The organism is Arthrobacter sp. ISL-95 (genome assembly GCF_018613695.1).
Classification (GTDB): domain Bacteria; phylum Actinomycetota; class Actinomycetes; order Actinomycetales; family Micrococcaceae; genus Arthrobacter.
In genome coordinates this window covers 84,501-97,336 of record NZ_JAGGPR010000005.1, presented here as the reverse complement: position 1 = coordinate 97,336, position 12,836 = coordinate 84,501, and the positions used below count along the sequence as shown (strand labels likewise).

The window sequence follows — 12,836 nt, the reverse complement described above, 5'->3', positions numbered from 1 at the left end:
TGCTACTCGGCCACTGCGGAGGTGATGAGGGCCTTCAGGGTGCTCTTCTCGATCTCGCCAAGCACGCGGGAGGCAACCTTGCCTTCCTTGTCCAGGACCAAGGTGGTGGGAACTGCACCCGGAGGGACAATGCCGGACACGGACAGCAGCACTGCGCCGTCCTTGTCATCGAAGCTCGGGTAGGTGATGTTGAAGGTCTTGTCAAAGGCCTCAGCGGTGGCTTTTTCGTCGCGCAGGTTGACGCCGAAGAACTGGACTCCCTGGTCCTTGAAGTCCTGGTGCAGGGCTTCAAGCTGGGGCGCTTCGATGCGGCACGGAGCGCAGGCGGCAAACCAGAAGTTGAGCACCGTGACCTTGCCCTGCAGGTCCTCCGGCTTGACTGTACCGCCGTTGAACAGAGTGCCCTTGAGCGCCACGGGAGCGGCACGGTCTGCCTTGGCGAACTCCGTCACCGATCCGTCACCGGCCACGTAGTTCTTGTTATCGCCCGCCTTGGCTTGCTTGGCGAGGGAGTCTTCCTGGGCGCACGCGGACAGGCCCATGGTCAGTCCTGCCAAGAGGATTCCACCGGCGGTCAGTACGCCGCGACGTGAAACATTGTTGTCCATGCTTCTATGCCCCCGGGGTGCTCGCCGCGCCGGGGAGCAGCACGGCAGCAGGCTCGGTGTATTCGACGCGTACGATCTTGCCGTCGTCGTCGAGGGTAAGGGATGTCAGGGAGGTGAGGGTGCACTCGCGCTTGCGGGGATCGTGCGCCAGTCGGCGGCCCTCGGCGGTCAACCGCGTTGACCAGATGGGGAGCTGGTGGCTGACCAGGATGGCCTCGGCACCGTCGCCACCGAGTTCGATTGCTTTCACGCGCGCATCCTCCACCGCCGCCAGCACACGGGCAGCCTGCTCCGCGTAAGGCTCGCCCCAGGAAGGCCGCAGAGGATTGCGGAAGTAGATCCAGTGTTTGGGCTTCAGGAACTCGCTCTTAATGGGGTGAAGTCCCTCAAAGTGGTTCTCGGCCTCGATGATGCGTGGCTCTGTAGTGATCTCCAGATTCAGCGCCTCGGACGTGGGCATGGCCGTCTCCTGGGCGCGGGTCAGCGGCGAGGCTACCAAATGCACGATTTTGGCACCTTGGCTGACGCGGGCCGTGAAGTGGTCCGCCAGCATCCGGGCCATCTCCCGGCCCCGTTCGGAGAGGTGGAATTCCGGCAGCCGGCCATAGAGGACAGCGTCGGGATTATGGACCTCGCCATGGCGAAGCAGGTGGACAGTTGCTTGGGGCATGTTTACCAGTTTCTCAAAGAAGCGGGGCGATCCGAAATCTTCTACCGCTAGTAGAACTCAAAGTTTTCCTGAAATGTTCCGTGGAGTTGGAATAAAAGATGCATATGCATGTTTATACTGGGTACGAAGCTCGGTTGACGCTTCAAGCAATGAACTCGACCAGGCAAGCAAGCAGTACCCACCACTCGATATAGGAGCAACACCATGATGACTCTCCCCGCTTCCGTCACCACCGGCACCTGGACCCTCGACGCTTCGCACAGCGAAATCGGCTTCACCGTCCGCCACGCAGGCATCAGCAAGGTCCGCGGCCAGTTCAAGGACGCCTCGGCCACTTTGGAAGTTGGCGAAACCCTGACCGATTCCAAGGTCACCGCCACCATCCAGACCGCCAGCTTTGACTCCGGCGACGTCAACCGCGATGGCCACGTCAAAGGCGAAGACTTCTTCGACGTAGAGAAGTTCCCCGAAATCACCTTCGTGTCCCGTCACGTCAAGGCCAACGGAAACAGCTTCGACCTCGTGGGCGATCTCACAATCAAGGGCGTGACCAAGGAAGTTTCCATCGAGACCGAGTTCAATGGCGTGGCCGTGGATCCCTTCGGCAACACCCGCGCCGGCGTTTCCGGTGAAACCACCATCAGCCGCAAGGACTTCGGCCTCACCTGGAACGCCGTCCTCGAAGCCGGTGGCGTCCTGGTCAGCGACAAGGTAGTCATCAACCTCGAGCTCGCGTTCATCGCACCGGCCGCTGCGTAGTCCTTCTAACTACCGGCCCGGGTCCGCCGGTCCCGCCCTTGTTCTCCATCCCCACCGCACAACGCGAAGGGTGACGAACAAGAGGCTGTTCCGGGGCCAAGCACGCCAAACGGCGCCCTGCACAGTTCACGCTGTGGGGGCGCCGTTTCGCATATGGAGAAGTCACCCCGCAATTGTTCGGTGAAAAGCCTGTATTTAGCTGCGCGTTAGCTCCGAATTTCCTATGCATCCTTCAACCTGCGGTCTAAAGTGATGCCATGAGTACCCCAGACGAAACACCACAGCCACAGCAGCCCGGCGCCCAGCCTCCGCAGCCCGGCAATGTTCCTCCTGCGGGTCCCCAAGCTCCGCAGCCCGGCAACGTTCCTCCCTCGGGCTACCAACCGCCCCAGGGTTACCAGCCTCCGCAGGGCTACCAGCCGCCGTCGCAACCGGGCCAATACTCACAGCCCGGACCCTCCCAGCCAACACCCGGCCAGCCTGGATTCCACTTCGAAATGCCCACCGACGGCCCACGAAGTTTTAACGACGTCATGCCCCAAGGCGGATTCTCGGGAATGTTCAAAACCCAAGGCCTGCCCACTGAATTGAAGGTCTCCTACTTCATCTGGGTGATCTCCGGACTCCTCGGGTTGCTGTTTGGGCTCATCGCCTTCTTCGCCGTGATCGCCGCTTTCGCGTTCGCACCAGGATTCGCTGCCATCGCACTGATCCTCCTCCTGCTCACCCTGGCCGTCGCCGCCGCGCAAGTGGTCCTGGCCATGAAGATGAAGGAAGGCAAAGAGTGGGCTCGCCTCGCCCTGACCATCCTTGCCGGCATTTCCCTCCTGCTGGCCATCTTCGGAGCAGCGAGTGGTGGCGGCTCCGGAATGGGCTTGGGTGGCAACTGGTTCGGCTTCCTGGTCAGCGCTGTAGCCGTGGTGATGATGTGGCTGCCTAATTCGCAGCTCTGGTTCAAGGCAGTCAAGGGTCACGCCTGACACCTAGCCGACTACCGTCGTCGTGCATTACCGGCGAAAAATGCGTGCTGAAGGCCGCGGTTGAAACCTCCGGGTTCCCGCGGCCTTCATCATGAAGGCGTAAGCCCACATGATGATTTTTCCTGCCAGTGTGAAATACCTGCGTGTGATCGTCTTCAGCGTCGGACCCGGGAGGTACGGTGGAAGCAGAACCACGCTGGGGGCAGGGTCGATTTGCTGATCCCGGCGGCCGCACCAGCAGTCGAACAAGCAAAGGAATGCCATGAGCAACCCTCCGTACCCGCCGTCAAACCCGGGCGATACCAACCAGCCCGAGACCAACGGCTCCCAGCCTTCTGCACCGCAACCCCCGGCACCCCAGTATGGTCAGCCCGCCGCGCCGCAGTACGGTCAGCAGTCCCCCGCCGCACCGCAGTACGGCCAGCAGTCACCTGCAGGACAGCCCGCTGCGCCGCAGTACGGCCAGCAGTCCCCCGCCGCACCGCAGTACGGCCAGCAGTCTTCCCCGTACGGCCAGCCCCCCACAGCTCCGCAATACGGCCAGGACACCAGCTGGCCGGGCCAGCAGCCCGGACCCACCACCATCCCGCAGATGGTCAATATTGGTTTCTGGCTGATTGTTGGTGCCGCGGCTGTCTGGCTCATCTCCATCATCATTTCCATCGCAGCCATCGGCGATCCCGCAACGCGGGCTATGTTTGAGGACCAGATGGCAGCCGGCGGTGCAGGTGATGTGAGGTTCGAGGACGTTCAGGGCGTCTTTGTAGGCATCATGGTGGCCGTCGGAATCATCGGGGCCGGGCTCTATGCCTTAGTTGCCCTCAATGTCCGCAAGGGCCGCAACTGGGCACGAATCCTTGGAACAGTACTGGCCGCAATCTCCATCTTCATGCTGGTGCCGTTGAGTCTCGCGACGCTTGCCGCCCTGCTGGGAATTGCCGGTATAGTCCTGCTGTACCTGCCGGCGTCGGCACCGTATTTCCGTAAGGCGCAGCCGTTCGGCAACTCTTACCAGAACCCCTACGGCCGCTAAACAGGCTTACACACAACGCGGGCGCGGACCCGGCGAAGGCTAAACAGCCTGGCCCGGTGTCTGCGCCCGTTGTGCGTGGTAGGCAAGAATCTGGAGCTCGGTTGCCATGTCCACCTTGCGAAGGTTGACGTGCGGTGGGACCTGCAGCAGTACAGGGGCGAAGCTGAGGATGCTTCGGATTCCGGCGGCAATGACGCGGTCGCACACAGCCTGGGCCACCGTGGCGGGCAGCGCCAGCACCACCATGTTGGTGTGGGTTCGTTCCAGGACCCGTTCAAGTTCGGCGGAGTCGCTGACCCGCAACCAGCCCACCTCGTTGCCAATCACCATGGGGTCGGCGTCGAAAATGGCTACTACGTCGAAGCCCCGTGACTCGAAGCCGCCGTACCGGGCAAGGGCTTTGCCGAGGTTACCGGCACCCACAATTGCGACCTTCCAGTCGTGGGTCAGACCGAGGGCCGCCGCGATGTGCCGGCTCAGGTACTGGACTTCATAGCCGACGCCGCGGGTTCCGTAAGAGCCGACGTAAGAGACGTCTTTGCGGAGCGTGGATGAGCTGACGCCCGAGGCTTCCGCCAAGGCTTCAGAGGAAACCCGTTCAACGCCTTCGGCCAGCAGGGAGTTGAGCGCGCGCAAATAGAGAGTCATCCGGGCCACAGCCGCGGGCGGGATCTGCTTGGCGGCAGGCTCGTTGTCTCCGGTTGTTGCTTCCGGGGACGGTTCCAGCGCAGTCACGGTATTCTCCATTGCGTCGCTTTGTTGTTCCACTCTATGACCCCCGGCCGGACTCAACAAAAGCCGTTACTTGCGGGTAATTCCACCCCTTAGCCCTCCAGGACTTTCTTCAAGGTCCGGGCAAGCCGCTCCTCGTCGATCTTCCAAAAATCGCGCTGGACACCGTCCACCAGCACCACTGGAATCTCCTCAGCGAAGCGCTCCTGCAGTTGGGGGTCGCCGTCAATCCTCTGCTCGGTCCATTGCACGCCGAGACTTTTTGTGACGCGCTCGACGGCGGCGCGCGCCTCCGTGCAGAGGTGGCAGTCAGCTTTAGTGAGGAGAACGACGTCGGGAATTGCCATGTCTCAAAGGTACCGGCCCCACGCTCTCTCACGTCCCACCCCCTTCCCACCATCGCGCTCTCACATCCCACCCCCTTCGGTGGCTCCCCCGTGCGTCCTCAACGCTGGCCGCGGCGATTGACTAGACTCAAGGCATGCCCGAGGAGAAGAACGCCGCCGTGGTCGCAGATGCCTTGGTGCAGCAGGACACCGTACAAAGGGACGCGGCCAATGCGGACATCGCCCGGAAGTACGCTGGCGAGGCCGCCTTCTTCGACGTCGACAACACGTTGATGAAGGGTGCAAGCCTCTTCCATGTGGCCCGCAAAATGTATGAGCGCAAGGCGTTCACTCTTTCCCAGGCCGCCGGATTCGCTTGGAAGCAGTTCAAGTTCGTCATGCGTGGCGAGAACATGGATGATGTCCATTCGGTGCGCGACTCCGCGCTGACACTCGCTGCGGGCATCACCGTGGACGACATCAAGGCCTTGGGGGAAGAGGTCTATGACGAAATGATCGAGTCACGGATCTGGCCGGGAACCAAGGCGCTAGCAGAACAACACCTCCGGGTTGGCCGGAAGGTGTGGCTCGTGACGGCCACGCCCATCGAGGTAGCCACAGTCATTTCCACCCGGCTCGGCCTTACGGGCGCTTTGGGCACCGTGGGCGAGGTGGAGGAAGGCATGTACACGGGAAAGCTTGTTGGCGACATCCTGCACGGACCCGCCAAGGCAATCGCGGTCCAACTCGTGGCGGATCGAGAAGGGCTGGATTTGGACCATTGCTGGGCCTATAGCGACTCCGCCAACGACATCCCCTTGCTCACCATGGTGGGGCACCCTGTGGTCATCAACCCGGATGGAAAGCTCCGGCGGCATGCCCGTGAGAACAACTGGCCCGTTTACGACTTCCGTTCCGGACGCCGCGCGGCAACACTTGGCCTGAAAGCTGCGACCGTCGGCGGAGCCGTCTACGGCCTTTGGCGCGGATTCTCAAAGTTCCGCGGCCCTCGCGTCTAAACCCAGCGCTTTCTCACATCCCTCGCGTCTAAACCCAGCGCTCTCTCACATCCCTCGGGGCGATCACCCAGCCTGTGGATAACTTCTGATGCCGCGAACGTTTCTGGGCAAGAATGCCGGTATGCAGAATTCCGCCCCACTTCCGCCCCGACTGACGACTGCACCCTTCACCCTCGACGAAGCCGAGGCTGCAGGCCTAAAGCAGTCGCACCTTTGGAATCGCGTCAAGATCGACGGAGTTAGCCGAGGCGTCTACCGACCTTCCGACTGGGATTTCGAGCTGTCGGCGGCCGCAAAATCGCTCTCAGCTGTAACTCCGGGTGCCTGGATCTCGCACGTAACGGCCGCGAGGCTCCATGGCCTATGCCTTCCACCCTGGTTGTCAGATTCGAACGAATTGCACCTCAGCAAGCCCAGGCATCTCCCGTCTGTTCGGCGCAAAGGAGTGATCGGACACACGGTAATAGCCTCCGATGACGACATTGAACACGTCCAAGGCATGAGGATGAGCACTCGATCGCGGACCTGGTTGGATCTCGCACGACGCCTGCCGGTCCCCGACCTCGTTTGCATGGGTGACGAACTCATTCGAATTCCCCGGCCGGAGTTTGAAGAACGCGAGACACCCTTCTCTACTCTCGAGGCTCTTCGCAAGCTGGTAAATAGACACAAGAATTTTCAGGGCGTTGTTCGGGCACGAGAAGCACTGGATCTCATGCGACTGGGCGCCGATTCGGCGCCTGAGACCCTGCTCCGCTTGGCTATGCTGGACGCCGGCATCCCCGAACCCGAACTACAGGTTAAACTCCGGCAGAACGACCCGTTCTCCCCGTCCGCGGACCTGGGCTTCCGTGACCGGCGAGTAGCGATTCAGTACGACGGCGGTCATCACCTCGAGCAGGATCAAATATTTAGCGATCGGCGTCGCGACAAAGCATTTGAAGCAGCAGGTTGGACGGTTCTCACATTCGGAAAGGACGACTTAGCGGACAAATTCTCGTCAGCCACGCAGAAGATTAAGAGCGCCCTGCGATCAGCATGGCGGGATCCCTCCGTCAGCTCGGGCTTTTCACGAGGGATGTGAGAGAGGAACGGGTCCAAACCCGAGGGATGTGAGAGAGGATCGGATTCCAACCCGAGGGATGTGAGAGAGGAACGCGTTCAAACCCGAGGGATGTGAGAGAGGAACGGGTCCAACCCGAGGGATGTGAGAGAGCGTGGGGATGCAAAAATGCCCGCCACCTCGAGAGGCAACGGGCATTCACGCTTGATAAAGTATCTCTACTTCTTATTGCGGCGCTGGTGGCGAGTCTTGCGAAGCAGCTTGCGGTGCTTCTTCTTGGCCATACGCTTGCGGCGCTTCTTAATAACTGAACCCACGAAAGTTCCTTACAAACTAGAAGTTCCTGTCTGTTGGAACCGATCCGCGGAAGCAGACAGTACAACTGACAGATTCTTACATTGACGTAAAACGTTCCTTAACAGAGTACCGCTTCAAAGGGGCACCCCATGACCATGGTCCGGAGGACGGACCATGGCAGGTCTCAGGCGGTCTCGGATTGTCCGTCAACCACAGCACCTTTGAGGTACTGGGCAACAGCCTCTTCAGGGACCCGGAAGGAACGGCCGAACCTCACGGCGGGCATTTCCCCTGAGTGGACCAGGCGATACACGGTCATTTTGGAAACACGCATGACGTCGGCCACTTCGGCCACCGTCATGAAACGCGCATTCGAGAAGTTAGTCTCCGCAGACATTTCCCATATTCCTTTGCTCTCAGACAGTAGGACACCCCAGTGGAACGGTGTGCCGATGCTGAGCCATCAAACAACCATGTGCTAGATACTCTAGAGGCTGATGGGGCCAATGTGAAAGGGCCTGCTACGCGCCCTCGCCCGCGCTACCCGCCCTCGCCCGCGCTATCCGCCCTAGCCCGCCACCACGGCCCGACGCTTCCGCGCCGACGCCGCGAGCTGTTCCAACACCGAGGCCGTGACGTCCCACTCCATGCAGGCGTCAGTGACGCTCTGGCCGTAGACGAGCTCCTGCTCCCCGGAAAGCTGCTTGGTTACATCCAGGTTCTGCGCGCCTCCCACGAGGAAGCTCTCCAGCATGACACCGGCAATAGGCGAGGTCTCCCCCGCTTCGAGCTGCGCGCCGATTTCCAAGGCAACCTCAGCCTGCCGGTGGTGGCTTTTGCCGCTGTTGGCGTGGCTGGCGTCCACGATCAAACGCGGGTTCAGCCCCTTGGAGGCTAGCTTGGCGGAAGCAGCTGCAACGTCATCGGCAGAGTAGTTGGGTCCCTTGCGTCCGCCGCGCAGGATCACGTGGGTATCCGGGTTGCCTGAGGTGGCCACGAGTGCCGCGCGGCCGTCGTCGTCGATTCCCAGGAAGGCTTGCTCCGCGGCGGAGGCGCCGCAAGCGTCGATGGCCACCTGGAGATCGCCGTCGGTGCCGTTCTTGAAGCCGATGGGCATGGACAGCCCGGACGCGAGCTGGCGGTGGATCTGGCTTTCCGTGGTGCGGGCGCCAATGGCACCCCAGGAAACGAGGTCGGCCATGTACTGCGGGCTGATGGGCTCCAGGAATTCGGTGGCAGTGGGCAGACCCAAGGCGGTGACCTGCTTCAGGAAGCCACGGGCGGCACGGAGGCCGGCGGCGATGTCGTGGCTGCCGTCCAGGTGGGGATCGTTGATGAGGCCCTTCCAGCCAACGGTGGTGCGGGGCTTCTCGAAGTAGGTCCGCATGACGATCAGCAGGTCTTCCTTGTGCTTCGCGGCCTGGCTGACCAACCGGCGCGCGTATTCAAGACCGGCTTTGGGATCGTGGATGGAGCACGGCCCAACGATCACCAGGAGGCGGTCATCCACGCCGTCCATGATGGCGCGGACCTGGTCACGGCCACGGTCGACGACGGCGGCTGAGCGGCCGTCCAGCGGCAACTCCGCGATGAGGTCCTGCGGAGCCGGAAGTGGCTCGAAGCGGGCCACCCGCAGGTTGGAGGTGGCGGGTCGAGTCGCGTCAGAAGGAGAGTCGAGCGATTCGGTGGGTTCTGCGGCGATGCTGGTCATTTCTGGGTCCTGTTCCGGGATGCGGAGCGGGCCCCTTTTCAGAACCCGCCGGATATGGCGAAGGGCAGAGAATAATCTCTGCCCTGTTGGCTCTGAAGGAAAGTTGGATGCGTGTCAGTTAGACGCGGGCCCCTCCAGAGCCAACGAAAAATACGCATACCAACGCTTAGTCATAGCCACACCATAACCAGGGTTCTTCACCGCGGGCAAATCTCGTCTATCAACATGACAGTAGTTTGCGCAGGAACTGCAACTGCTTGATCCAGTGGTGTTCCTGCCCGCCTTCGTGGTTGTTGAAGCGGTAGACCTCAATGTCCTTCTCAGGCGCCCCAGTTTGGGCGCGGGAGCCGGTGCCGTAATTGTTGAACCCCGCGAACACTGTTGAGGGAGGGCAGATATCGTCCATTTGCGCTGCGGAGAACAGTGCAGGAACGGTGGCGGCACGGCCCAAGTGGACGCCGTCAAAGTAGTTCAGGACTGCCAGCATGGGCTCATATTTCTCGCGGTGCCGGCCCAGGAATCCGGCGATCTCCGGGTACGGACCACGCGGGGTGATGTCGATCGCGCGGGGAAAGTCCTGCAGGAAGGGGACATCGGGCAGCGCGGCAATAACGCCGTCGAGCCTTCCAGCGGTCAGCCCGGCAGCAGCAACAGTGATGCCGCCGCCCTGGCTGACGCCTGTCAGCACCACTTGTGAGGGGTCGACGGCGGGATGGCTCTGTGCCGCTTCCACCGCACGGAAGGCGTCCACGTAGACCCGGCGGAAGTAGTAGTTGTCCTGGTGATCGGCGCCCCGGGTCATGAGGCCCGCATAGTTGATGCCACCGGCCGACGGGTGCGGATCCGGAGTGTCTCCGGAGACCCCGCCGTAGCCTTGCCCGCGCGTATCCATGATGAAGTGCGCGTAACCGGCTTGAGCCCAACGGGTGTTCTGGTTGACCAGGCCACGCCCGCCGGAGTATCCGATGTACTCCACCACCACGGGAAGCTGCTCCCCCGGGTGGAGCTGGGCGGGTAGATGCAGCCAGCCCTTGATACGGTCTCCCCCGAAGCCGGAGAACGTGACATCGAAGGTGTTGATCACGCTGAGGTAGTTGTCCACGGGTTCAAACACGGCATTGAGTGGGAGCCCGCGGGCCTCTGCAATGGTGCGATCCCAGAACTCTTCAAAGTCTGCTGGTGCTACGGCTGTGGAGGAGTAGTTGCGGAGTTGGTCAAGGGGAAGGTCAAAGAGGGGCATGGTCCATTCCGGTTCAGGTGGGTCTGAGTGGCTGGTTCGGGTGAGCCGCTAATACCAGGGTCAACCAGAGGACATCCTATGTCATAGGAAACCTGAAGCGGGCTCATCTTGAATCGTTACATTTCGGCTAGGGTCAGGCTAAACTAAACACAGTCGATCGCGGGAAAGCGCTTGCTGAGGTGTAGCCTAAACCCGCTCGAACACTTTTGTGAATACCTGGACGACGGCGTCATGCGCCATCGTTGCCGCGCCAGCTTTAGGAGAGCCATGGACACCGCTTCCACCGAGTCCGCCAGCAGTCCAACACGCCTCGCGGCTGCGGGCGAACTCAGCACCGGGCCCGCCAGGATCGCCCTGGTGGGGGTTCACGGCTTCGGCACGCATCACCTCCGCAACCTCGAACGGCTCATGGACAAAGGCCTTGTTGACCTTGTAGCAGTGGCTGACCCGAATCCGCCGGCCCTCGGAGCCCTGCCGGAAAGCACAGCCGTCCACGCAAACCTTGACGAGCTTCTGGCCGGCGACCACAAACCGGACGTCATCATCGTGGCAACTCCCATTCAGACACATGCCCCCTTGGCCTTGGCCGTGCTGGCTTCCGAGGCGGACCTCTACCTGGAGAAGCCTCCCGTAGCCTCGATGAGCGACTTCCTTCTCCTCCAGGAAGCGGCGGCGGAGGCCGGCCGGAGTGTCCAGATCGGGTTCCAGAGTCTCGGTTCCCATGCCCTGGCAGCGCTGGAAAGGCTGGCCGCCGGGGAGCCTTCCGAGGACTTGCCTGGCATCGGCACTTTGAAGGGGATCTCCGCCACGGGCCGCTGGGTCCGGGACCGCGCCTATTACAAGCGGTCGCGCTGGGCAGGTAAACGCAGCCTCGATGGCGCGGATGTGGTGGATGGCGTGGCCACCAACCCGCTGGCCCACGCGATCGCCACGGCACTCCGCATCGCGGGAGCACGGACAGCAGGGGATCTGGCCTCGGTAGAAACCGACCTCTACCGCGCCAACGACATCGAAGCGGACGACACCTCCGTGATCCGCCTGCGCACCACGAACGGCCTGCCCATCACGTGCGCCCTCACGCTCTGCGCCACCGAATCCGTGGAACCCTACGTCATGCTGCACGGCACTGAAGGCACGGCAGTTTTCCACTACACGGAGGATCGCGTGACGGTTCGCACCGAGGCCGGCGAAACCACCCACTCCTTCGGGCGCGAAGACCTTACCGAGAACCTCCTCCAGCACCTGTCCGAAGGCACTTCACTGCTCAGCCCGCTCGATCACAGCGGCGCATTCATGCGTGTTCTGGAAGCCATCCGAACAGCAGAGGCACCTGCCCTGATTCCCACGGAATGCGTGAATTGGGTGGGTACGGGCGATCAAGCACATGCAGTGATCCCCAACATCGAGGACATCCTGGAACGCGCCACCCGCGCCCACGCCACCTTCTCCGAGCTGGGGCTTCCCTGGGCACGGCCCATCACCGCTGGCGCCGAGGCGCTCTTCTCCCCCGAAGCCGCTGCCCTCAACGCCGGCAACGCCGAGCCCGGCAAGGCCGAGCCCGGCAAGGCCACCGCGGTCCTCCGCTCCGGAAGCAACCTCGAGCCGGACCTCTCCCCGCGCCCCTACCTGCACCCGGTGACCACAGCAGCCGGAATAGTGGTCACGGACCATCTGCCCTCGGACCATGTGTGGCACTTGGGAGCAGGATTCGAACTGCAGGACGTCAACGGAAGCAATTTCTGGGGCGGCCGCAGCTACCGCAAATCAGCGGGCAAGTACGTGGATTTGAAGGATCACGGGAGGATCCAGACCACAGATGCCTCCCGCGAAGGAGATCTCACCACGCTCCAACTTGATTGGCTCGGGGCCGACGGCGGCCTCCTCCTCAAAGAGCAACGCACCCTGGCCCGCACTGTCTTGGATGAGCGCACCTGGCGACTCGTCATCCAAACCCGGCTCACCGCCGTCGTGGATGTTTCCTTGGGTAGCCCTGGTTCACATGGTGCCGCGGGCAGCGGCTATGGCGGCTTCTTTTGGCGCCTGCCTGTCAATGCTTCCCCGCGCGTCTTCTCCTCCACAGCCGAGGGCGAGCCTTCCGTGCACGGCTCGGTGACGCCGTGGCTCGCTTGGACGGGAGAGTTCGACGGCGGCCCTGCCACTCTGGTGTTCGGCGCACCTTTGGAGTCGGCGGACCCCTGGTTCGTGCGGTGCAGCGACTACCCCGCAGTGGCTTCTGCACTGGCCTGGAATACAGCAGTTGAGCTGGCAGCAGGCGAATCCCTTACCCGGACCAATACGGTGTGGATCAGCGACGGAACCCTGGATGCAGCGGAGATCCAGGCTCTGGTGGGCAGCGTCGGGACGTAGTTTCCCGCGCTTGTTCGTCCTCCTCACCCTT

At 62.2% G+C, this 12,836-nt stretch carries 14 protein-coding genes; 6 read left to right on the top strand and 8 right to left on the bottom strand.

Going from position 1 to position 12,836, the window contains the following annotated elements; translation table 11 throughout:
* Window positions 1-2: 2 nt before the first annotated feature.
* Both J7I86_RS06615 and J7I86_RS06610 read right to left on the bottom strand, forming a co-directional pair.
* Window positions 3-608, bottom strand: coding sequence for a TlpA disulfide reductase family protein (locus J7I86_RS06615; RefSeq protein WP_214817794.1), 606 nt, complete (start codon window positions 606-608; stop codon window positions 3-5).
* A 4-nt stretch (window positions 609-612) separates the two neighbouring features.
* Window positions 613-1,278: a histidine phosphatase family protein gene (locus J7I86_RS06610; protein WP_214817791.1), complete on the bottom strand. Its 666-nt coding sequence runs from the start codon at window positions 1,276-1,278 to the stop codon at window positions 613-615.
* A gap of 207 nt (window positions 1,279-1,485) precedes the next feature.
* On the opposite strand from J7I86_RS06610, the gene J7I86_RS06605 reads away from it, so the two are divergent.
* The 3 genes from J7I86_RS06605 to J7I86_RS06595 all read left to right on the top strand — a co-directional run bounded on the left by J7I86_RS06605 (window position 1,486) and on the right by J7I86_RS06595 (window position 4,050).
* On the top strand, window positions 1,486-2,037 hold the full coding sequence (locus J7I86_RS06605; protein WP_105690418.1) for a YceI family protein: 552 nt from the start codon (window positions 1,486-1,488) through the stop codon (window positions 2,035-2,037).
* Window positions 2,038-2,294: 257 nt separating this feature from the next.
* Window positions 2,295-3,017 (top strand): hypothetical protein, encoded by a 723-nt coding sequence (locus J7I86_RS06600; protein ID WP_214817788.1) that lies wholly within the window; start codon window positions 2,295-2,297, stop codon window positions 3,015-3,017.
* A 262-nt stretch (window positions 3,018-3,279) separates the two neighbouring features.
* Complete coding sequence (locus J7I86_RS06595) at window positions 3,280-4,050, top strand: hypothetical protein (protein ID WP_214817779.1); 771 nt, start codon at window positions 3,280-3,282, stop codon at window positions 4,048-4,050.
* A 39-nt stretch (window positions 4,051-4,089) separates the two neighbouring features.
* On the opposite strand, the gene J7I86_RS06590 is transcribed toward J7I86_RS06595, so the two are convergent.
* Window positions 4,090-4,797 (bottom strand): redox-sensing transcriptional repressor Rex, encoded by a 708-nt coding sequence (locus tag J7I86_RS06590; RefSeq protein ID WP_159736347.1) that lies wholly within the window; start codon window positions 4,795-4,797, stop codon window positions 4,090-4,092.
* 77 nt (window positions 4,798-4,874) lie between these two features.
* Window positions 4,875-5,129, bottom strand: a complete 255-nt coding sequence (locus J7I86_RS06585) for a glutaredoxin family protein (protein ID WP_214817777.1) — start codon at window positions 5,127-5,129, stop codon at window positions 4,875-4,877.
* A gap of 134 nt (window positions 5,130-5,263) precedes the next feature.
* Here J7I86_RS06585 and J7I86_RS06580 point away from each other — a divergent pair, with 134 nt between their 5' ends.
* Together J7I86_RS06580 and J7I86_RS23070 are read left to right on the top strand one after the other, a co-directional pair.
* Window positions 5,264-6,127, top strand: coding sequence for an HAD family phosphatase (locus J7I86_RS06580; protein ID WP_214817775.1), 864 nt, complete (start codon window positions 5,264-5,266; stop codon window positions 6,125-6,127).
* 505 nt (window positions 6,128-6,632) lie between these two features.
* Window positions 6,633-7,211, top strand: a complete 579-nt coding sequence (locus tag J7I86_RS23070; RefSeq protein WP_309476678.1) for a DUF559 domain-containing protein — start codon at window positions 6,633-6,635, stop codon at window positions 7,209-7,211.
* 197 nt (window positions 7,212-7,408) lie between these two features.
* Here the strand turns inward: J7I86_RS23070 and J7I86_RS06570 are convergent, their stop codons facing one another.
* The 4 genes from J7I86_RS06570 to J7I86_RS06555 form a co-directional block, all read right to left on the bottom strand.
* Complete coding sequence (locus J7I86_RS06570; RefSeq protein WP_003792170.1) at window positions 7,409-7,507, bottom strand: 30S ribosomal protein bS22; 99 nt, start codon at window positions 7,505-7,507, stop codon at window positions 7,409-7,411.
* Between the two features lie 164 nt (window positions 7,508-7,671).
* Window positions 7,672-7,884, bottom strand: coding sequence for a helix-turn-helix domain-containing protein (locus tag J7I86_RS06565; RefSeq protein WP_214817770.1), 213 nt, complete (start codon window positions 7,882-7,884; stop codon window positions 7,672-7,674).
* A gap of 171 nt (window positions 7,885-8,055) precedes the next feature.
* Window positions 8,056-9,198, bottom strand: coding sequence for a 3-deoxy-7-phosphoheptulonate synthase (locus J7I86_RS06560; protein ID WP_286179442.1), 1,143 nt, complete (start codon window positions 9,196-9,198; stop codon window positions 8,056-8,058).
* Window positions 9,199-9,418: 220 nt separating this feature from the next.
* Window positions 9,419-10,438 carry an acetylxylan esterase gene (locus J7I86_RS06555; protein ID WP_214817767.1) on the bottom strand — a complete coding sequence of 340 codons (1,020 nt, stop codon included), beginning with the start codon at window positions 10,436-10,438 and terminating at the stop codon, window positions 9,419-9,421.
* A 267-nt stretch (window positions 10,439-10,705) separates the two neighbouring features.
* Between J7I86_RS06555 and J7I86_RS06550 the strand changes: the two genes are divergently transcribed.
* The gene (locus J7I86_RS06550; RefSeq protein WP_214817765.1) at window positions 10,706-12,805 is read left to right on the top strand and encodes a DUF6807 family protein; all 2,100 of its coding nucleotides are present in this window, start codon (window positions 10,706-10,708) and stop codon (window positions 12,803-12,805) included.
* Window positions 12,806-12,836: the final 31 nt, after the last annotated feature.

Coding starts and splice junctions, on each gene's coding strand:
- J7I86_RS06615 (WP_214817794.1), bottom strand. CDS start 608: ATGGACAACAATGTTTCACGTCGCGGCGTACTGACCGCCGGTGGAATC.
- J7I86_RS06610 (WP_214817791.1), bottom strand. CDS start 1,278: ATGCCCCAAGCAACTGTCCACCTGCTTCGCCATGGCGAGGTCCATAAT.
- J7I86_RS06605 (WP_105690418.1), top strand. CDS start 1,486: ATGACTCTCCCCGCTTCCGTCACCACCGGCACCTGGACCCTCGACGCT.
- J7I86_RS06600 (WP_214817788.1), top strand. CDS start 2,295: ATGAGTACCCCAGACGAAACACCACAGCCACAGCAGCCCGGCGCCCAG.
- J7I86_RS06595 (WP_214817779.1), top strand. CDS start 3,280: ATGAGCAACCCTCCGTACCCGCCGTCAAACCCGGGCGATACCAACCAG.
- J7I86_RS06590 (WP_159736347.1), bottom strand. CDS start 4,797: ATGGAGAATACCGTGACTGCGCTGGAACCGTCCCCGGAAGCAACAACC.
- J7I86_RS06585 (WP_214817777.1), bottom strand. CDS start 5,129: ATGGCAATTCCCGACGTCGTTCTCCTCACTAAAGCTGACTGCCACCTC.
- J7I86_RS06580 (WP_214817775.1), top strand. CDS start 5,264: ATGCCCGAGGAGAAGAACGCCGCCGTGGTCGCAGATGCCTTGGTGCAG.
- J7I86_RS23070 (WP_309476678.1), top strand. CDS start 6,633: ATGAGCACTCGATCGCGGACCTGGTTGGATCTCGCACGACGCCTGCCG.
- J7I86_RS06565 (WP_214817770.1), bottom strand. CDS start 7,884: ATGTCTGCGGAGACTAACTTCTCGAATGCGCGTTTCATGACGGTGGCC.
- J7I86_RS06560 (WP_286179442.1), bottom strand. CDS start 9,198: ATGACCAGCATCGCCGCAGAACCCACCGAATCGCTCGACTCTCCTTCT.
- J7I86_RS06555 (WP_214817767.1), bottom strand. CDS start 10,438: ATGCCCCTCTTTGACCTTCCCCTTGACCAACTCCGCAACTACTCCTCC.
- J7I86_RS06550 (WP_214817765.1), top strand. CDS start 10,706: ATGGACACCGCTTCCACCGAGTCCGCCAGCAGTCCAACACGCCTCGCG.